Origin of the sequence: Xanthomonas sp. 3075 (assembly GCF_014197275.1) — a bacterium.
GTDB classification, from domain to species: Bacteria; Pseudomonadota; Gammaproteobacteria; order Xanthomonadales; family Xanthomonadaceae; genus Xanthomonas; species Xanthomonas campestris_B.
The window spans coordinates 131,459-151,381 of the sequence record NZ_JACIFI010000010.1 but is presented as its reverse complement, the minus strand read 5'-3'; the positions used below and the strand labels follow the sequence as shown (position 1 = coordinate 151,381).

17 protein-coding genes are annotated in these 19,923 nt (G+C 64.7%); 10 read left to right on the top strand and 7 right to left on the bottom strand.

The genetic code is table 11. The features are described 5' to 3' along the window. Nucleotides 1–117 precede the first annotated feature (117 nt). From GGR62_RS11535 to GGR62_RS11510, 6 genes are all read right to left on the bottom strand, one after another. A complete protein-coding gene (locus GGR62_RS11535) occupies nt 118–1,296 on the bottom strand; it encodes a PQQ-dependent sugar dehydrogenase (protein ID WP_184408035.1) in 1,179 nt (392 codons plus the stop codon). A 620-nt stretch (nt 1,297–1,916) separates the two neighbouring features. Then, the gene (locus GGR62_RS11530; RefSeq protein ID WP_184408034.1) at nt 1,917–2,267 is read right to left on the bottom strand and encodes a hypothetical protein; all 351 of its coding nucleotides are present in this window, start codon (nt 2,265–2,267) and stop codon (nt 1,917–1,919) included. Nucleotides 2,268–2,437: 170 nt separating this feature from the next. Beyond that, entirely contained in the window at nt 2,438–2,935 is a 498-nt protein-coding gene (locus tag GGR62_RS11525; protein WP_184408033.1) for a hypothetical protein, read from the bottom strand. An 87-nt stretch (nt 2,936–3,022) separates the two neighbouring features. Beyond that, a complete protein-coding gene (locus tag GGR62_RS11520) occupies nt 3,023–4,330 on the bottom strand; it encodes an APC family permease (RefSeq protein WP_184408032.1) in 1,308 nt (435 codons plus the stop codon). Beyond that, nucleotides 4,327–5,100: a L,D-transpeptidase family protein gene (locus GGR62_RS11515; protein WP_184408031.1), complete on the bottom strand. Its 774-nt coding sequence runs from the start codon at nt 5,098–5,100 to the stop codon at nt 4,327–4,329. Before GGR62_RS11515 ends, GGR62_RS11520 begins: the two co-directional genes overlap by 4 nt. Nucleotides 5,101–5,461: 361 nt before the next feature. Continuing rightward, nucleotides 5,462–6,871, bottom strand: a complete 1,410-nt coding sequence (locus GGR62_RS11510) for an SH3 domain-containing protein (RefSeq protein WP_184408030.1) — start codon at nt 6,869–6,871, stop codon at nt 5,462–5,464. A gap of 481 nt (nt 6,872–7,352) precedes the next feature. On the opposite strand from GGR62_RS11510, the gene GGR62_RS11505 reads away from it, so the two are divergent. The 10 genes from GGR62_RS11505 to GGR62_RS11460 all read left to right on the top strand — a co-directional run bounded on the left by GGR62_RS11505 (nt 7,353) and on the right by GGR62_RS11460 (nt 15,899). Continuing rightward, entirely contained in the window at nt 7,353–8,159 is an 807-nt protein-coding gene (locus GGR62_RS11505) for an N-acetylmuramoyl-L-alanine amidase (protein WP_184408029.1), read from the top strand. Nucleotides 8,160–8,295: 136 nt separating this feature from the next. After that, nucleotides 8,296–8,994 (top strand): M15 family metallopeptidase, encoded by a 699-nt coding sequence (locus tag GGR62_RS11500; RefSeq protein ID WP_260305862.1) that lies wholly within the window; start codon nt 8,296–8,298, stop codon nt 8,992–8,994. Nucleotides 8,995–9,568: 574 nt separating this feature from the next. Continuing rightward, nucleotides 9,569–9,766 (top strand): CPXCG motif-containing cysteine-rich protein, encoded by a 198-nt coding sequence (locus tag GGR62_RS11495; protein ID WP_006449379.1) that lies wholly within the window; start codon nt 9,569–9,571, stop codon nt 9,764–9,766. Between the two features lie 345 nt (nt 9,767–10,111). Continuing rightward, nucleotides 10,112–10,489, top strand: a complete 378-nt coding sequence (locus tag GGR62_RS11490) for a hypothetical protein (protein ID WP_184408027.1) — start codon at nt 10,112–10,114, stop codon at nt 10,487–10,489. A 225-nt stretch (nt 10,490–10,714) separates the two neighbouring features. After that, entirely contained in the window at nt 10,715–11,071 is a 357-nt protein-coding gene (locus GGR62_RS11485) for an EF-hand domain-containing protein (RefSeq protein WP_184408026.1), read from the top strand. A gap of 440 nt (nt 11,072–11,511) precedes the next feature. After that, nucleotides 11,512–11,919 (top strand): EF-hand domain-containing protein, encoded by a 408-nt coding sequence (locus GGR62_RS11480; protein ID WP_184408061.1) that lies wholly within the window; start codon nt 11,512–11,514, stop codon nt 11,917–11,919. 210 nt (nt 11,920–12,129) lie between these two features. Continuing rightward, nucleotides 12,130–12,888, top strand: a complete 759-nt coding sequence (locus tag GGR62_RS11475; protein ID WP_184408025.1) for an HAD family hydrolase — start codon at nt 12,130–12,132, stop codon at nt 12,886–12,888. A gap of 120 nt (nt 12,889–13,008) precedes the next feature. Then, entirely contained in the window at nt 13,009–13,590 is a 582-nt protein-coding gene (locus GGR62_RS11470) for a hypothetical protein (RefSeq protein WP_184408024.1), read from the top strand. 153 nt (nt 13,591–13,743) lie between these two features. After that, nucleotides 13,744–14,364, top strand: coding sequence for a hypothetical protein (locus GGR62_RS11465; RefSeq protein ID WP_184408060.1), 621 nt, complete (start codon nt 13,744–13,746; stop codon nt 14,362–14,364). A gap of 167 nt (nt 14,365–14,531) precedes the next feature. Further along, a complete protein-coding gene (locus GGR62_RS11460; protein WP_184408023.1) occupies nt 14,532–15,899 on the top strand; it encodes a VOC family protein in 1,368 nt (455 codons plus the stop codon). Nucleotides 15,900–16,664: 765 nt separating this feature from the next. Here the strand turns inward: GGR62_RS11460 and GGR62_RS11455 are convergent. After that, complete coding sequence (locus GGR62_RS11455) at nt 16,665–19,805, bottom strand: efflux RND transporter permease subunit (protein ID WP_184408022.1); 3,141 nt, start codon at nt 19,803–19,805, stop codon at nt 16,665–16,667. Nucleotides 19,806–19,923 lie beyond the last annotated feature (118 nt).

Here is a 19,923-nt window from a genome sequence, read left to right as displayed (position 1 = left end):
AGCGCAGCGGGCCTCGTGCATCCAGGAGCTTGGGCATCGCAGTGGTGACGCAACCACCGCCAGCACGTAGCGAACGTGTGGCGGTGGCACGATGTTGCTGACCCAGGGGCTTGGGCGTCAGGCCTCGGTCTCGATCGCCGCCTTGCTCTTGGGCGTCAGTTTGAGCAGACGCCCGGTGCTGCCGTTGTCTTCGTCCTCCAGCAACCACAACGCGCCGTCAGGGCCCTGTTCCACTTCACGGATGCGTGCGCCCATGTCGTAGCGGGCCACTTCGCGTGGTTGATCGCCGAGTGACACCTGCACAAGGGCCATCGACGACAGCCCGCCGATGAAGCCATTCCCGCGCCATGCCGGGAACTGCTTGCCGTTGTAGATCACAAAGCCGGCTGGCGAAATCACCGGGGTCCAACTGATCTTGGGCGCGGCAAATTCCGGGCGGGTATCGTGATCGGGGATCGGTTTGCCGTCGTAGTGATCGCCGTTGGAGACGATCGGGTAGCCGTAGTTGGCGCCGCGCTGGATCAGGTTGAGCTCATCGCCACCGGCCGGGCCCATTTCGTGTTCCCACAAACGGCCGTTGCCATCGAAGGCGATGCCGAGAATATTGCGATGGCCCAGCGACCACACCTGCGCGGCCACGCCGCCCTGAGAGGCGAACGGGTTGTCGGCCGGTACGCTGCCGTCGTCGTTCAACCGGATCAGCTTGCCGAGATTGGCCTTCATGTCCTGGGCGGGATCGAACTTCTGGCGCTCGCTGGAGCTGATCCACAGCTTGCCATCCGGCCCAAACGCGAGGCGATGGCCGAAGTGACCATTGCCGCTGACCTTGGGGTCCTGGCGCCAGATCACCTTCAGATCCGACAAGGTGCCGCCGCCAGTCGCATCCAGGGTGAGCTTGGCGCGCGCAACCGCTGCACCACGGGTATCGCCCTGGCCCGGCTCGGCATAACTCACATAGACCAGGCCGTTCTGGGTAAAGCGCGGATGCGTCAGCACATCGCCGAAGCCGCCCTGGCCGCCGTAAGCCACGGCCGGAATGCCGGTGATGGCGCTCTTGCGCTTGGTTGCGGGATCCAGGCGCATCAATGCCCCGCGTTTTTCGCTCACCAGCAGCGTGCCGTCGGGCAGGAACGTCATCGCCCAGGGTTGGTCGAAGTCGGCAACGGTGGTGGCCTGAAACGGCCATTGCGCCTTTGGGATGGAAGCTGCAGCGGTGGCAGCGGGAGCTGCACCCGCGAGGTTGGCGGCGAACAGGGTGGCCGAGCAGGCCAGAGCAAGCAGATGGCGGGCAGACATGAGGTCCTCCAGTGGATAGATCGTGGTTACGCTGCAGCCTTCCCGCAACGTATCCCGCGTCGGGTTTTTCACGTTACACCACGCCGTCGAGCGCGCCCCTGTACCAATTCACTTTCTGCGGGTGGCCGGCGTCTCACATCGTGGTTCCACTAAACATGCAAAGCAGTCTACTTGCAGCGGACTTCAACGACATTGCTCCACCAGCCGGTGGAACGGTGTTGCCGTTGGCGGCGGGTACCTGATCGCAGCGGGAATGCAGGCGAAGCTGCGCGACGAGCAAGACCCGCGTTCACTCCGTAGTTGTGCAGATTGGCATTGAGGTCGTTGAAGAACATGTGCGCGACCAGGTAGATGGCACTGCGGCAATGCCACTCGGCAGTAGCGGCATCTTCCGCGTTCTGCACGCTCCGGCTGGTCAGCCGGCCATCGCGCCGGTGCTGCGCATGGGTGGTATCACGATGCCTGGCGAAGCGATTGCATCATGCAATCGCAGCGCGCAGTGCCGGTTTGGTGACGATGCGATACAGCTGTGCGATGTCACCGGTGTTAGCGCAGGAACCTCTTCTAGTCCGCCACCATCATCAGCCGATAGCTGCGGCCACCGCATGAAAAACGCCACCTTAGCGGTGGCGTTTCGTAGCGTCGGAACTGGAAGCATCGCCGGTCACAAAGTCGGTGGCGTTTTCCCAGGCACGACGGACTGCATGACGCGCCTTGCTCCAACTCAGTGACGATGAGCCACGGTTGGCTTCCCAATCGCGGTGCAACTCGGCTTCGACCTGATCGTAGGCGCGTGCAACGTCGCGGATACGCGCTTCGTGACCGGCCAGATAGGCCGCTTCGTAGTCTTCGTAGCGGTCGCCTTCTGCGTAATAAGGCTCTTCGGTAAAGCGTTCGCGCCAATAGCTGGACACATTCTGGCTTCTGTTCTCGTCCGGGGCACGTCCGGGAATCTGATACGGTGCGTTCATGCGCGTCTCCGTGGTGAATGTACGACCTACGGTAGAACCGCCGATGTTAACTCCGTTGACAAGTGAAGTGATGGGGGCATCAACGCGCATGTCTTGAGCAATTCCTTTGTGATTGCGCTCTGCTGCAGCGACATGTCGGCACGTTGATCGTTGCGCACAACCGTTGGCTGTCAGGTCGCCGCAGATGCTACTTCGTAAGGCAGGTGTTTCGCCCCTGCGGCGATGAGCGTGGGTTCGACACTGCGTAGTTCCGCCTCGTCCGCATCGACGATCACCAGGACCCGCCCGGCCTCGATCTCTTCTTCGAACTGACGCCGGATCGGATCGGGCACGGTGGCTCCCACCAACGCCGACGTCCAGCTACCGACCAGGGCGCCAGCCACCGCCATCACGCCCACGCCGGCCACTGTCAGGCCGATCGGAGGCACGGCAATTGCGACCAATCCTGCGACCAGGCCAGCCGCGCCGCCAGTGGCTGCGCCGCGTGCGGCGGCGGGCAGGAAATCGGTGGTGGCGTCCTTGCGTTCGTCGGGCATGCGTTCGAGCTCGATATCCGAGCGGGCAATCAGCGACAACCCATCGTTGTCGATGCCTGCGGTTCGTGCGGCGTGCACAACGCGTTGTGCACTGTCGAGATCGGCGGTGCTGTAGACATGGCGCAGTTTCATTGCAAGCTCCCATGCAGATGAGAACTGCAGCGTTGGGCGCGCCTGGTTAGACGTGCGTGAGATTGGCGCGAGCGCGCTGCGAAATCGCTAGGCGGATTTGCGCGGGAACAGATAAAACACCCAACCCACCAGCAACGCCACCCCGGCGGCGGCCAGGTTCTGCCAGCTTGCGCTGGCAAGCAGCCCCAACGACAGCAGCAACGCCGCGATGGGAATCGCCGGCCCACCGGGCAGGCGCAATGTGTCGGTGCGTTGCCGGTAGCGGCGCGCTAGCACGATCACCGCAGCTGCGGTGCCGATATACGCAAACAAGCGTGTGACCATCGACAGCAAGGCCAGCTGCGTGAACGACCCGGACAGCGCAAGCGCCAGCGACAGCACGCCCTGGGTGAGCACGGCCGCCGCAGGCGTGTGGAAGCGCGGATGCACGCGTGCCAGGAACGCCGGGCCGTAGCCATCCTGTGCCAGCGCAAACAGGAAACGTGGGCCCAGCATGACCGTGTTGCTGGTGGTGCCGAGGATGGAGATGGTGGCGCCCACGGTGAGGATCAGCGCCAGCGCTTCGCCACCGAAGCGGCTTGCGGCATCGGCCAGCGGCGTGGGCGAGGCGGCAAGATTGGGCAGCGTCCCCTGCGCGACGACCTGCACCGCTGCGTAGATCAGGGTCACGGTGACGATCATGGTGATCAGCGCGAACGGCACATCACGACGCGGATTGCGGTACTCGCCTGCCGCAGCGGGAATGTTCTCGAAGCCGGCGTAGGCAAACAGCAGCAACAAGGCCGCTTCGCCGAGATTGCCAAGATCGCGCACATCCGGCGCGGTGCCGGCGAATGCCCACGACCAGTCCACGTAGAACAGGCCGATCGCCACGAACAGCAGCAACGGCACCAGCTTGCCGATCACCAGCGCAATGCCGGTACGTGCGGCCGACTTCACCCCGATCACGTTGATGGCGGTGAGCAAGCCCAACGAACCAACCACCACCAGCAGGTGTGCCCAATGCTCGGTGGCGACCGTTGGCCAGAACCGTGCCACTGCATCGGCCAGGCCATTGCTCAGCGCGGCGGCCGAACTGATGCGGGTGAGCCAGATCATCCAGCCGATCTGAAAGCCGACGAACGGGCCGAAGGCTTCGCGCGTGTACAGATAGCTGCCGCCCGGCGTGTCGAAATAGCTCGCCGCCTGCGCGTAGCAGAGCACCAGCAACGCCACCGCCAGGCCCGCCAGCATCACCGCCCACAGGCTCATCGGCCCCAGCAGTGCGGCGGTGGCCGCAGGCAGCAGATAGATGCCGCTGCCGATCACATCGTTGATCGACAATCCCACGATCTGCCAGCGGCTGACCACGCGCACCATGCCGGTCGAATCGGGTGCGGACGCAGGTGTGCTCATCGTGCCGCCTCCTTCAACATGGGCAACCGCCAGGCTGCTTGCACGCGTGCGTATTCGGCACGCGGCAACAGCACGAACAGCGGCATGTCGTCGGGCGTCAACCAGGCCAGCACGCGGCGCATGTCGGCAGGCGCCATCGCGGTGCAGCCGGCGGTGACCTGCCCTGGCGTACGCCATAGGTGCGCGAAGATGCAGCTGCCGCGTCCGGGAATCGCGCTGGGGTTGTGCGCGATCACAAAGCCCTGGCTGTAACGCGCATCGCCCGGATCGTGCAGGTCCAGCCGCATCGGCTCGGTCGAGCCGGCCACTGCCGCCTGGCCTACCTCTGCGGTATCGACGATGCGGTTGTACAGCGGCGAGGTCGGTACATCCATGCAGTAGTTGGTCGCCGTCATGGCTTGATACGGCATCGCGCTGTCGATGCTTGGCGCATATCCGAAGGCCGGGCCGATCGCGAACACACCGGCCGGGCTGCGGCCGTCGCCTTCGCGTTTTTGCGGTCCCTGCGCCTGTGCAGGATGCAGGCCCTCGCCCCAGGCACTGCCGTTCCGGCCCAGCGCAACGGCAAATGCCGGTGCCGCCGGTTGCCACCGGCCATCCACCCGCCTAAATGTCTGCAGGCGCGCCTGGGTACTGTCCCAATCCGCCGTGGTGACCACGATCAGCGCACGGGCCTGATGCAACGCATCGATTGGCCCGGCAGTCACGCACACGCTACCGCTTGCCAATGCCAACAGCGCGACGGATCGAAACAAGGTGGCAAGGCGCATGCGGGCTCCGGGGGATGGTCAAGCAGGACGAGGCGGCGTCAGGTCAGTGGTGTCCGGTGGGCGTGTGGTGCGCTGCCGGGGCCTCTCACCCACACCCTCTTGCGGCTACTGTACTCAGCAATGCCGCGGCATGTCGCATGCGCCACCTGGTCGACCGGATGGTTGCAGCGATGCTCAGCCGGTCAGCCGGTCAGCCGGTCAGCCGGTCAGCCGTCGACGGCTGTGCCGGATGCGCACCAGGCGCGTGGTCGAGACCCGATGGCATCCGTTCGACCTGCACGCCAGCAGAAGTGAAGTAAGGTCACGTTGCCCGAGGACGGGCGAGTGCACGGGCGCATTCAGCGCGGGATGTCCGCGCTCTTCATGGGGTATCACGCGCTGCGATGCGTTGGATGCGGGTGATCCGGTCGCTAAACGGCGTGCCGTCGGTGCCGAGCAGCGGCAACAGTGGCGTGACCGAGACTCCGTTCAAGCGCGCGCGCTGCATGCTGCCGTCGGCAGCGCGATAGTTGGCGCCGGCCACATCATGGATCACCCACGGTGCACCGCGTTCATGGCCGATCACCAGCATCACGTGGCCGGGGATGTAGATCAGGTCGCCGACCTGTAGCTGCGCGAGTTGCTGCAGGCGCTTGGGCAATGGTGCACGCGCATCGAACGGCACCTGACGCAGTGCTGGGCTGCGGGCCTGATCGCCGGTATTGCGCGGCAGCACGATGCCCAGGCTGCGATAGACATCCAGCACAAAGCCACTGCAGTCGCGCGCGTCGTAATCGTTGCCCCAACCATAGCGTTCGCCGAGGAACTTGAAGGCCTGACGCAGTAGTACCGCATCTGTTGCCGGTAGTGCACCCACATGCACGTCGGCGCTGCGCGGAATCAACGCCGGCACCAACTGCAGGCGACCGTCGGGATTGCGCAGCGGCAACTGCACCACATGGGCAGCGAGCGGCAACTGACCATTGACCGGCTGGTGCGCAGGCCAGTCACCGAGGATCGGCACGCTGGCGCCCATGTCGAACTTCACCGCAGACACAGGCAGCAGTTCTGGCGTATAGGCGGTTTCCACGCGTGCACCGGTGACCGTCAGGCGTGGACTGCGCCTTGCGTAGTCCAGCACCTCGGCGCGACCGCCTTCGGCGATCTCATCGGCCGCAATCCATGCCGCGTAGTTGGTGGCGAGCACGAATCGCCAGGCACCATCGGCACTGTCGTGCAGCACTGCCACCGGCGTGCCGGCAGACAGCGCCGATTCCTGGAAGCGGTCGATATCGTGGTCGTCGGTGGTAGTGAACACGCGTTGGCTGGTGGGGAAGGTGCGCAGTGCGGCGCGTCTTAGCACCAGCGCGAAGCGCGGTGCCACCTGCGCGGGAAGCGCGTCCAGCGCCAGGGACGCGCGCAAGGCCGCCAGATGCGCTGTATCGATGCGGTGCCCATTGGTGTCGTACAACACCCGCGTCGGTGTGGCCGACAACGCCTCGATGCGTGCACGCACTTCGACAGCGGATACCACCTGCGGCAACTGCGCCAGATCGTGCATGGATGCATCGTCGCGCAGCAGGCGCGTATTGAAGCTGGCAATCTGCGCGGCATCCATGCGCGGGATTTGCGCGGTGCGACTGCGCTGGATCCAGTAATCGGCGGTCAGCTGCGCATCGCTGATGGCAAACGGCACGGTTTGCTGCACGCCTGTGGCACCGGTTGCCGAGCTTGCCAGGCAGGGCAGCGCGATGGCCAGCAGTAACGTCGGCAAGTAGCGCGACAGTGGCATGGAGAAGACTCTTGAAGGCGACATGCGGCAACGGATGACGGGCGCAACGCTGCGCGAATGCTGCAAGCGCATTCGCGATGCACGGTGAGGGCAGATGGCTTGCAGTGTACGCATGCCGCTGCCGGGCGTGCCAATTGTCCGGTCGGACGATGCTGCAATGGTGCCGACGCGGCGGTGCACGCTCAACAGCCGTGCCGGTGTAGTGCCAGCTGTCATCGGCCGAGCGACGCCCGCGAGCCGCGCGTGATGCGGTGCAGCCGCGTTCGTACGTGGAGCAACCTTGCGGCAATCGAGCATCGGATCGGACAAGACGCCGGCTCAGGATATGCCACCCTACGCAACGTGTCCGCTGACCTGTCGGGCAATGCGGCTTCTGTGCCCCCAACGTGGCCAACTGGGCAGATAATGGGTTGGTCGCATGCAATGTCCATCAAGGCAACGGCATGGCAGATGCCCGTTGTCGTTTCGCCAGGAGATTTCGATGCCGCCCCTGTCCACGCTGCCGTTCTCGTTCTGGCGGCATGCCGCGCTTTGCTTGATCGTGCTGTCATTGGCTGCCTGCGCGCATGCGCCGCAGCGCAATCCGCTGGCCCAATGGGTGCCGTCGCCCAATTACGACGCGCGGCGCCCGATCCTGATCGTGCTGCACTTCACCGACCAGCACTCGGTGCAGCAAAGCCTGAGCACGCTGCGCGGACGCAATCGTGGGGGCAAGGTCAGTGCGCATTATCTGATCGGAGGCGATGGCAAGCGCTATCAATTGGTCAGCGACGACGAGCGCGCCTGGCACGGTGGTGCCGGCCGCTGGGGCACCATCACCGACATCAACTCCGCGTCGATCGGCATCGAGCTGGACAACGACGGTAGCGAACCATTCGCGCCTGCCCAGATCGACAGCTTGTTGGTATTGCTGGACGACCTGTGCACCCGCCTGCGCATTCCACGCACGCAGATCGTCGGCCACGAGGACGTCGCGCCCACGCGCAAGACCGATCCGGGGCCGTTGTTCCCATGGAAGCGTCTGGCCGATGCAGGCTTTGGTCGCTGGCCCGCCGCCGATGCCGCTGCCGCCCCGCCGGGCTTCGATCCCTGGCAAGCGCTCGCCGTGCTTGGCTACAGTCTCGACAACCCGGCCGCCACAGTGCGGGCGTTTCACCATCACTATCGCGGCAATGAGGCGCACACGCTGGATGCCGAGGATGCGCGCATCCTTTACGCGTTGACCGGATCGCCCAGGCCAGCGAGTCCGCCTGCTACTGCCGAATCGATTGAGGGTGACGGCTCGTGATTGCATCGCGGCCGCTGCGGCGCCTGGCGATCCGGTTCGGATGCTGGGGTATCGTTGGGTTCTCTAGTTCCGTATGTCCAGGAGCGCAATGAAGCACGTCAGGTTGTTGCACATGGCGTCTCGTCGCTGGCGGTCGATGGCCTGTTCCGCGCTGGCGTTGATCGCGTTCGTACCGAGCGTTGCCTCGGCAGCGGATGTGCGCGTCTCGTCGGCCAAGACCGTTGGCCAAGCGGGTCTGATCGACGTGCATACGCTCGCGCCCGAGATCGTGGCGGAGATGCGCTATGCAGGCAGCGACAACTTCACCGGGCGTGTGGTGCCAGGGTATTCGGCGCCTACCTGCTATCTGTTGCGTCCTGCGGCCGAGGCATTGGCGCGGGTGGCGCACACCCTCCAGCGCGATGGATATCGGCTACAGGTGTTCGATTGCTATCGGCCGGTGCGAGCGGTGCGGGCATTCGTGCTCTGGGCTGCGGATTTGCAGGAGCAATCGACCAAGGCGCGGTATTACCCGACTGTAGACAAGCGTGCGCTGCTGGGCGATTACATTGCCGAGCCCTCCGGGCATAGCCGGGGCGCAACGGTGGATCTGGGCTTGCTGGATTGCCGGCAGGGGCTGTGCCGTGCAGTCGAGATGGGAACCGATTTCGATTTCTTCGATTCGCGGGCGCATACCGATGCGCGCGATATCAGCGCGACGCAGCGCATGCACCGTCAGCGACTGGTGCGCGCCATGGCGGCCGAAGGATTTGCCAACTATCCGATGGAATGGTGGCATTTCACCCTCCGTCCTGAGCCGAGCCCCGACACCGCGTACGATGTGCCGGTCGATTGATTGCAAGCGCGACGTCGGTGCAGTCGGAAACCTGACAGGTGCCAGGCGCGACAGCCGCTGACACTTAGAGTAGCTAACACAACCTAGCGAGCGCCTGTCAGTGAGTGCAATTGTTTTGTCGGCCGTATCTTGGTGGATGCAGTCAAAAGTCCAGATCAAACACTGAGTGGGTCGAATGCGCGGTGCCCTCACCGCTGGCGGGACACGCCGTGAATCCATCCCTGGAGGCTCGGTGTCGGCATCCATGCCGCCACACGGTCCCGCCAGCGGCGAGGACACGGCACCAGCGACTCCGCTGGTTGCTGTGTTTAAACCCATGCATGCCGACCATCTCGACTGGTCCTTGCCCGCCCAGCGTCGCGGGACCTTACGCGGCATGGATGCCGCGTAAGAGCTTACAGGGACGTACTTGCAGCGTGTCCCGCGACGCTGGGCGGGCAAGGGCCCTGCAGCCAGGCCGCAGATAGCCTGCCTGCAGTAGGCTGACGCGAAGCCGTTTTGTTAGCCGCTGCGCTTGTCGACGCACCTCGGCTGCGCGGCGTGGTGTGATCTCCCCTCGCTCATAGGAATTGCCATGTCCGACCCGGAACGCTTTGTCGATATTGCCTGCCCGTACTGCGGGGAGTGGATCACGCTGACGCTGGATCTGACCGGTGGCGACCAGCATTACATCGAAGATTGCCAGGTGTGCTGCAAGCCGATCTCGGTGAGCGTGCAGTGGGACGAGGAAGGCGAGGCGCAGGTCAGCGCGCGTGGGCAAGACGATGCGTGAGCGGGCGCGCGTTGGCTGTCGAAGCCGTGAGCGGGTCATTTTCTTTGGAATGGCCCGGCCGTGCCGGGATGCGTCTTTCGACCAGGCCATCAGCCCTGGCGTGCTTCCCCAGCCGTGTGCAGCCATCGAAGCCGAACACATCCGATGATCGGCATCACCAGGCGGGCGCCGTAGCCCCGAGGCAATGCGGGGGCTGCCATCATCGGCTGTGGTGGTGCAGCTGGACGATGGCGCCGATCATCGCCGATCATCGCCGATGCGCATGGGCGGGCTGTTGGACGCCTTGCGCCGCGCTCCATCGGCTGCAGCCGCTAGACTGATGCACCTGCTGCCTGGATCGTCGCGATGAATTTGTCTTTGCATTTTGGCCTGCTCGGTTCGCTGGAAGCAGGCCTGATTGCGCTTGTGCTTGGCGTGGTGGTGTTCGCTGCGGTCGAACACATCGGCCGACGGCTGCAGTTCACCCACGGTCACACGCTGGGCATCGCCTGCCTGCTCGCGGTGGCCATCGGCGCCGGTTACGACATCTGGAATCTCGTCTACACCAGCATCGTCCGGCTGGAGTCGCCTCTCTATGCGCGGTTGGCGCTGGCCAAGATCCACGATCCCAATGAATTGGGATCGCGCGTCGTGCTGGAAGTGATGGGTGCGATCGCAGGTGTGGTGCTGGGTTGGAAATTGTTCAGTTCCGGGACGTGGGACGACGACACGCCAAACGCGTAATAAGGCGTTAAAAAACGCGGCAGATTTCGCATAATTTCGACAATTGAATGAAGCGTTTCGATTTGGCTCACCGCGGCCTAACAGCCGGCTAATCGCAAACGCGGCCAGTGTGGTTAAGAGGACGTTTCGCGGGAAATTGCGCCAGGTTGTGCGTTCATTCGGGTTGGGTAAGGTGGCTCCATGCACGGCAACACCGCGCATTCCCAAGCACAGGAGACCACCCAGATGAACAATCGCAACCGCACCTCGCTGCTCGCCGCAACCGCCGCTCTTGCCGCCGCTCTGGCGCTGCCGGCCATGGCACAAAGCACTTCACAGGATGCCGCAGCGCAGTCGGGTAGCTCGGCCACCTCGGCCCAGTCCGGTGGCGCAAGTTCCGGCGGTGGTCAGACCTGGGCGAGCGTGGATACCGACAGCGACGGCGCGATCAGCAAGCAGGAAGCGCAGGTCAATGCCGGGCTCGCACAGATCTTCGACCAGGCCGACGGCAACACCGATGGCAAGCTGACCCCGGACGAGTACAAGGCCTTCGTCGCCAAGCAGCAGGGCGGTGCCGGCGCCACCGGCTCGCAAGGCAACTAAGCAATCCGATCACACCCGATAGCGCAGTTCTGCAACACACCAGCCCGTCATCATCAACGGAGGTAACTGCACATCACACAATCACCTGTTATGCGATCCGTCAGTCAGGTGAGACGCATGCCTGACCAGATGGAGATGTGAGTGTCGCGCCAGTACCGAGCGGCGTCTGTGTCGTAGAAGCGTAGTCGAGAAGCATATGTGTAGTACGTGCCGCCGGCCGCTGGCTACTTGTCCGCAAGTCAATCGTTGGCTTGCGGTCGGTTCTAACATCAGTTGCTTCAAAAATCAGTTGTTTGAGTCAGTTGTTTGAGAAGGATGGACATGCGGGAGCGATCTGCCAGGGTCGCTCCCGTTTTCTTTACGTGCGGCACGCTACGGTAATGCGACCCCGTTCCGGCCTCGTTCCCATGTCGCACTTGCGCATCGCCCTGTTGGTTGCCCTGTGGAGCCCACCGTTGGCATTTTCCGCGCCGCCGGAGTTGCCTCCGGCCAATCGGCAACCTGCACTCCCGGCCACGGCGGGGACCAGGACGCCGACGATGTCGCCGTTGCCGATCGACCCGCCATCGCCCGCCGCCACGCCGTTGCTACCCGCCAGCCCTGCGGGCCCATCCGGCGCCAAGGGCGGTGCGGAGGCATCGCTCGCACCGCAAGCCGGGACCTTGGTGCCACGCACGTTTCGCAGTCTGGATACCGATGCCGATGGATTGCTGACAGCGGCTGAAGCTGGTGCCGACCCCGTCCTGCGCGAGAGTTTTGCCGGCTTCGACAGCAATGGCGATGGCCGGCTGTCGCGCGACGAATTCGCCAGCTATCAGCCTGGTCCGGGTGACGCGGCCGGGGATTAACCTCCAGCAGGATTGCAGCCTCCGATGCGGGTGGAGCATGCGATGGATCGTCGTGTGCGTTGCGGCCGTGCGGTGCTCCAGGTGACGAGGGGTGCCACGCGGTCGCACCGACGTAGCGGCGCCGCGGATGTCGCGTGCCGTCGCCATCTCTTCGTCAGCAGGCGTCCCTGGACTCACCGCAAACGGGAGAACAGGCTCTACACTTGCGCGATGACCTCTTTTGCACAGCGCGACGGCCAGGCGATTCAACTGGTCGGCTTCGACGGCGACGATACCCTCTGGAAGAGCGAGGACTATTACCGCAGCGCCGAAGCGGATTTCGAAGCGATCCTGGCCGGCTACCTGGATCTGGGTGACAGCCGCATGCAGCAGCATCTGCTGGCAGTGGAGCGGCGCAATCTCAAGGTCTTCGGCTACGGCGCCAAGGGCATGACGTTGTCGATGATCGAAACCGCGATCGAACTGACGCAGGCCCGCATCGAGGCACGCGATATCCAGCGCATCGTCGAGATCGGCCGCGCCACGTTGCAGCACCCGGTCGAGGTGATTGCCGGCGTGCGTGAGGCAGTCGGCGCGATTGCCGCCAGCTACGCGGTGGTGCTGATCACCAAGGGTGATCTGTTCCACCAGGAACAGAAGATCGAACAGTCGGGGCTGGCAGATCTGTTTCCACGGGTCGAGGTAGTGTCCGAAAAAGATCCCGCCACCTATGCGCGGGTGCTGGGCGAGTTCGACCTGCCGGCGCAGCGCTTTGTGATGATCGGCAATTCGCTGCGTTCGGACGTGGAGCCGGTGCTGGCGATCGGTGGCTGGGGCATCTACACCCCGTACGCGGTGACCTGGGCACACGAGCAGGAGCACGGCGTGGCCGCCGACGAACCGCGCATGCGCGAGGTGCCCGACCCGGCCGGTTGGCCGGCGGCGGTGCACGCCCTGGATGCATTGGCCCGGCAGCACGCGCTAAGCTGAGGCATGCTGCGGCCAGCGCGCGAGCTGGATGGCAGATGCAAACGGCGGGGACCTCGGTGCCCGGCAACAGGACGTCTCAGGTCGGTCGCATGCGGCTGGCCGATCTTGGAGGGATCACCAATGCGCATGTTGTCGTCTACGTACCGTGCCAGCCTGGCCGTCTTGCTGGCTCTGATCGGTGCGCCAGCACTGGTGGCGGCCGAACTCGAAGAAGAAGTCGTCAATCCGAGCGAAGTGATCTTTCGCGATGGTCAGCCCTACTACGACGATGGCGGCGGCTATGTCCGCCTGAGTACGCGACGAGAGGGTGGGGACGTGGTGTATGTCCGAAAGGTGCGCTTCGACCCCGAGCAAGGCTATGTGGACGCACAAGGCCAGAGCATTGCGACCTTGCAGAGCCGTCCGAGCGGGCATAGCGCCAGCGCATCCTCTGCCGACAGGTATTCGCACGAGCGCTACGGTGGATATGGCGGCTACGTCGGGGGATATCCGATGGATGGCGCGGGACTGCGGCTGGGCGCATCGCGCAACCGCCCCTACGGGCAGATCTATTACGGCAATGGTCTGTATGGCCCGGACCCTTACAGCAGCCCGCACAATCGCGATGCACGGCAGCGCTACATCGGACCGGGCTATGTCGGTGCCTGCGACCTGACCGGTTGCCGCGAAGTGCATCAGATCGGGTTCTACGATTTGCGCTGAGAGCGGGATCAGGCCTGCTGCACCCTGTCAGCCGCGGCGATGCTCGTACGGCAGGCATCACCGATGCTGCACACGCGTTCGCAATGCCCGGCGACCGCTACCCCGATGCATCCGGAGCGCCCGAACCGCAATCGGCCTGACACCGGCGCGGGCATGCGGCATCATCGGCAGATGCGTTTACTGCCGACCTCCCTGGTGCGATCCCTGCCTTTGCTGATGGCGCTGCTGCTGCCGGCATGGGCGGCTGCGCAGAGTTCGCCTGCGCCCACGCCAACATCCGCCGCAACGACGGATGCAGCCCCTGCGGTGGTTCCTGGCACCGGCGATGCCTGGGTGGACCAGCATCTGGCCGACATGGGCAGCTACGCACAGCGCTACCCGGACAGTTTCATCGACGAAGTGGCGCGCTACTCCGGTACGCCGCGCGACTACGTGCAGGCGCTGTTGCAGGTGCACGGCTGGCATGCCGGGGATCTCTATTTCGCCTGTTTCTGGGCGCAGGTGGTGCGGTTGTCGTGCCGCGACAGCGTACGCGCCTACAGCCGCGACCATCACGACGGGTGGGAGGGCGTGATCACGCGCCTGGCGGTGGCGCCGGACGTGGCGAACATGCGTGCGCTGCGGCATGCCATCGTCGCCAGCTACGACCGCTGGGAACGGCCGATCACCCTGGACGCGCTGCTGCGTCGCCAGCTTGGCGACCATGCGCAGCGGTTGGAGGCCGCGCGCCAGGCCAGCGAGGCGGCCGAAGCGGCGGTGCAGACGGGGCTGTAGCGCGTGTGATGCGGTTCGAGTGGCGTAGGCAGCGGCAAGGTCTGGCGTCATCAACCGTACGCCGGCTGTCTGTGCGGCAACATGCTGCCCTGCAGCTGGTCGGCGCAGGGCGCGGTCGGCGAGAATGCAGCAACGCTGGCGTTGGCCGGCTCCGCCAAAGACGTCCCATGCGCGATCCCGTGTTTGTTTCCTCCGATCACATCCGCAGCCTGTTTGCACAGGCGATGTCGGACATGTATCGCGCCGAGGTCCCGTTGTACGGCGACCTGATGAGGTTGGTGGCGCAGGTCAACGCGCAGACGCTGGAAGCCGATCCGGCATTGGCGGCGCGGCTGCAGCGCAATGACGAGCGCGCACGGCTGGATCTGGAGCGGCACGGCGCGATCCGGGTCGGCACCGCGCAGGAGCTGGCCACCTTGCGTCGGCTGTTCGCGGTGATGGGCATGCATCCGGTGGGTTATTACGATCTGTCGGTGGCCGGTGTACCGGTGCATTCCACCGCGTTCCGCCCGATCGACGAAGCCGCGCTGTCGGCCAATCCGTTCCGCGTGTTCACCTCGCTGCTGCGGCTGGAACTGATCGAGGATGCCGGGTTGCGCGAGCAGGCGGCGCAGATCCTGGAGCAGCGGCAGATCTTCACCGATGCGGTCGTGGAGTTGATCGAACACTGCGAGCGTGTCGGCGGGCTCGATGCCGGGCAGGCGCAGCGTTTCGTGGCCGAAGCGCTGGAAACCTTCCGCTGGCACGGCGATGCCACGGTGTCGCTGCCCACCTACCGCGCGCTGAGCGAGGCGCACAAGCTGATCGCCGATGTGGTGAGCTTCCACGGCCCGCATATCAATCACCTCACTCCACGCACGCTGGATATCGACGCGGCGCAGGCGCAGATGCAGCGTGCCGGCATCGATGCGAAGGCGGTGATCGAAGGGCCGCCGTGTCGGCGCGTGCCGATCCTGCTGCGCCAGACCAGCTTCAAGGCGCTGGAAGAGCCGGTGCGCTTTGTCGGCGACGGCGGGCAGCCCGAGCACGGCACGCATACCGCGCGCTTTGGCGAGATCGAGCAACGCGGGCTTGCGCTGACGCCCAAGGGCCGCGCGCTGTACGACGCGCTGCTGGCGCAGGCGCGCGACGCCGATGGCGCCGGCAGCACCGGTGCCGATTACGCCACCCGCCTGCAGACCGCGTTCGTGGCCTTTCCAGACGACGAGGCGCTGTTGCGTCAGGAAGGGCTGGGCTACTTCCGTTACGCGTTGACCGACGCCGGTCGCAGCGATCCGTCGCAAGTGGCCGCATTCCCGGCAGAAACGGCCATTGCACTCGGCCTGGTCAGTGCCGATCCGATCATCTATGAAGACTTCCTGCCGGTCAGTGCGGCCGGCATCTTCCAGTCCAATCTTGGCGGCGCCGAGCAACGCGCCTACGCCGCACATTCGAGCAAGCGCAGTTTCGAGCAGGCGTTGGGCGCGCAGGTGCACGACGAGTTCGCGCTGTATGCGCAGCTGGAGCGGGAGTCGCTGCAGGCGTTAGTGGTGTAAGGCAGCACCATAGGTGTGTGTGTGCGAGGTAGCGGTATCCCACGGTTTCAGGTGCTGCATGCGATATCGCCCAACTGCACGCACTACGAAGAGCGACCGATAAAGTTCTCAGCGCTGTCTCGATAGCGGCAGCGTGTTGGCCCAGGCCCCTGGTTTGACGAGTGAGTTGGTGTTGGATGGCAGTGACATCGATCGGATGGAACTGAGCTGATCAGACTGCACCTAATCGAATTACCGCGCTGCATCCCCTGCTTGTAACCACGCACACCGACCATCTCCACTGGTCCTTGCCCGTCCAGCGTCGCGGGACCTTACGCGGCATGGATGCCGCGTAAGAGCTTACAAGGACGTACTTGCTGCGTGTCCCGCGATGGTGGGCGGGCAAGGGCCCTGCAGCAAAGCCACAGATCATCCGCTCCGCACTCGGCGCATCCACACCATTCGATTACCTCTCAAGGCGACCGGGATCTTGAGCTTCAGCATTGCTTGGTTGTTCCGAAGTCGAGCGCCTCGAGGGCGCGATGCCCTCACCGCTTGCGGGACACGCCGTGAATCCGTCCGTGGAGGCTCGGTGGCGGCATCCATGCCGCCACACGGTCCCGCAAGCGGCGAGGGCATCGCACCTGGCAGCTTGGTCGTGTGCTGATGGGAAGCAAAAAGCTGGCGACATCCACCTGACGGTGAGCTTAGTAAAAAATCAGTGCGATCTGTTATCAAAAAAGACCGCACGCATCTGGCGGAGTACGGTCTTTTGTCAGCTGCGGCTCAGTGCGCCGAGGCAGCCGGGCGCCGCGCTGCCGCCCGTTCTGCACGGCGCGCGCGCGCACGGGCGCGACGCGCCTTCCAGCGTTCGCTCAGGCACGAGAAAATCACATACAGCGCAGGGGTACTGAGCAGGGTCAGGCTCTGCGAGAAGATCAGCCCGCCGATCATTGCGATGCCCAGCGGGCGACGCAGTTCCGAGCCTTCGCCCAGGCCCACCGCCAGCGGCACTGCCGCCAGGATCGCCACCATCGTGGTCATCATGATCGGGCGAAAGCGCACGATCGAGGCCTCACGTGCAGCCGCGCGCGCATCCATGCCGTGTACGCGCTGCGCCACCAGCGCGAAGTCGATCATCATGATCGCGTTCTTCTTGACGATGCCGATCAGCAGCACCAGCGCGATCATCGAGATCACCGACAGCTCGGTATTGGTCAGGAACAACGCCAGCAGCGCGCCCACGCCTGCCGCCGGCAGCGTGGACAGGATGGTCACCGGGTGGATCAGGCTCTCGTACAACATGCCCAGCACGATGTAGACGGTGAGCACTGCGGCCAGCAGCAACACGCCCATCGAGTTGGGGCTGAGTTGCACGTTGAAGCTGTCGTCGCCGCTGAGGCGGATGCCGTCGGGCATGCGCAGCCCTTCCACGGTGGACTTGATGATCAGATCTGCCTCGCCGGTGCTCACGCCCGGTGCCAGGTTGTAGCTCAGATCCATCGTTGTGTACTGGTTTTCATGGATGATCTGCGGCGGCGCCATGCCAGGCACCTGGGTGGCGACCGCGGTGATCGGCACCATCTGGCCGGCGCGGTTGGGCACGAAGATCTGGTCCAGCGCCTTGGGCGTGGCGGTCTGCGAGGGCAGCGCGTTGACCACCACGCTGTACTGGTTGAGATCCGAATAGATGGTGGAGATGGAGCGCTGGCCGAACGCGCCATACAGCGCGCCATCGATCGCACCGACCGAAATCCCCAGGCGCGCAGCCTTGGCACGGTCGATCACGATGTTCTGGCGCAGGCCCGAGGTATCCACGTCGGTACCGACATCGCGCAGGCGCGCATTCTTTTTCAGCGCCGCCTGCAGCTTCGGTAGCCATTCCTGCAACTGGGCCAGGTCATTGCCCTGCAGCGACACCCGGTATTGCGCGCCCTGGCTGGTGCCGCCACCGCCGTCGCTGGGTAGGTCCTGGATCGCGCGCAGGCGCAGATCCAGATCCGGGTAGCGGTCGGCCTTGGCGCTCAGCCGTGCAACCACCTGTGCGGTGGTGTCGCTGCGGCCTTCGTCGCGCTTCTTCAACTCGATATTGAACGAGGCGCTGGACCCTTGGCGGCCCGAGCCCAGGCGCGCGCCCACGGTTTTGACTGCCGGGTCGGCCATCAGCATGTCGGTGATGCGGCGCTGGCGGCTGACCATGTCGGCGAACGACACCGTGGCGCTGGAATTGGCGCGGCCCCAGATCAGGCCAGTGTCCTGCGCGGGGAACGATCCCTTCTTGACCGCACCGCCGAGAAAGATGGTGGCGGCAATCAACAGCAAGGGCGTCAGCGACAGCAGCAGCGCGTGGCGCAACGAAAAGTCCAGCGCCACGGTGTAAACGGCGAGCATGCGTTCGTGCATGCGGTCCAGCCAGGCACCGAAACGGCCGGGTTTTTCCGGCTCGGTATGCGCCGACAGGAAGCGGCTGCACAGCGCCGGGGTCAAGGTCAGCGACACCAGCATCGACACCACGATTGCCGCCACCAAGGTCACGGTGAACTCGCGGAAGAACGCACCGACCATGCCGCTGGCAAACAGCATCGGAATGAACACCGCCACCAGCGAGGCGGTGATCGAGACGATGGTGAAGCCGATCTCGCGCGCACCGGTCAGGGCAGCCTCCAGGCGCGGCATGCCTTCGTCCAGATGCCGCATGACGTTTTCGATCACCACGATCGCATCGTCGACCACAAAGCCAATGGCGATCACCAACGCCAGCAGGCTCAGGTTGTTCAAGGTGAAGCCCAGCATGTACATCACCAACGCCGAGCCGGCCAGCGACAACGGCACGGTGACCGCGGCAATGAGCGTGGGCGCGAGCCGACGCAGGAACAGCGCCATGGTCAGGATCACCATCACCAGGCTGATCATCAGCGTGGCCTGCACCTCGTGCAGCGAGGCGCGGATGGTGGGCGTGCGGTCGAAGTAGGGGGTGAGCTTGGTGCCGGGTTGCAGGTAGGCGCGCAATTCGGGGATCTGCGCTTTCACCTGGTCCACGGTCTCGACGATGTTGGCGCCGGCGCGGGTGAAGGCATACATCACCACCGCCGGCTTGCCGTCGAACCAGGCGGCTTGATACGCATCCTGCTGGCCGTCGTAGACGGTGGCCACATCGCCCAGCCGCACGATGCGCCCGTTGGATTGGGTGGAGATCGCCAGCTGCGCGAAATCGGCGGCCTTGGCCACCGAATCGTTGGCGATGATGGCCATGGTGGTGTTGCCGTCGGACAAAAAGCCGGTCGGCGAGGTGACGTTGGCGGCGCGCACCGCGTTGCGTAGATCGTCCGGGGTCAGGCCCAGTGCGTTGAGCGCGCGCAGGTCCACGTCCACGCGCACTGCCGGCGTGGAGGCACCGGCGATATCCACCGAGCTGATGCCGGTGATCTGGCGCAAGCGCTGCGCCAGCAGTGAGTCGGCCACGTTGTAGAGCTCATCGGCCGACTGGGTGTCCGAGGTCAATGCGATGGCGATGACCGGGTCGTCGTTCGGGTTGGCCTTGGAATAGATCGGCGTACCGAGCCCGGAGGGCAGGTCCGATTGCGATGCGTTGATCGCGGTCTGGATGTCCTGCGCGGCCGAATCGATGTTGCGATTGCTCTGGAATACCAGCACCACCAGGCTGCTGCTCTCCGAACTGGACGAGCGCATGCGGTCGATGCCTGGCAGCTGGCCCAGGTGGCGTTCCAGCGGCGCGGTGACGGTGGAGGCCATGGTGCTGGCATCGGCGCCGGACTGCGTGGCGTGCACGAAGATCACGGGGATCTGGATGTTCGGCAACGCCGCCACACCCAGCCGCAGATAGCACATCAATCCGATCACGAACAAACCGATCGCCAGCAGCGAGGTGCCGATCGGGCGCTTGATGAAGGGCGCGGAGATGTTCATGGCTGTAGCGCCGGGATTCGGGAATCGGGAATCGGGATTCGGCAAGCAGGGCCAAAGCCACGCCCGAATGCGCGTGTGGGCATGCGCCGCCGCAGGCCGGAAATCCGATCAGCCTTCG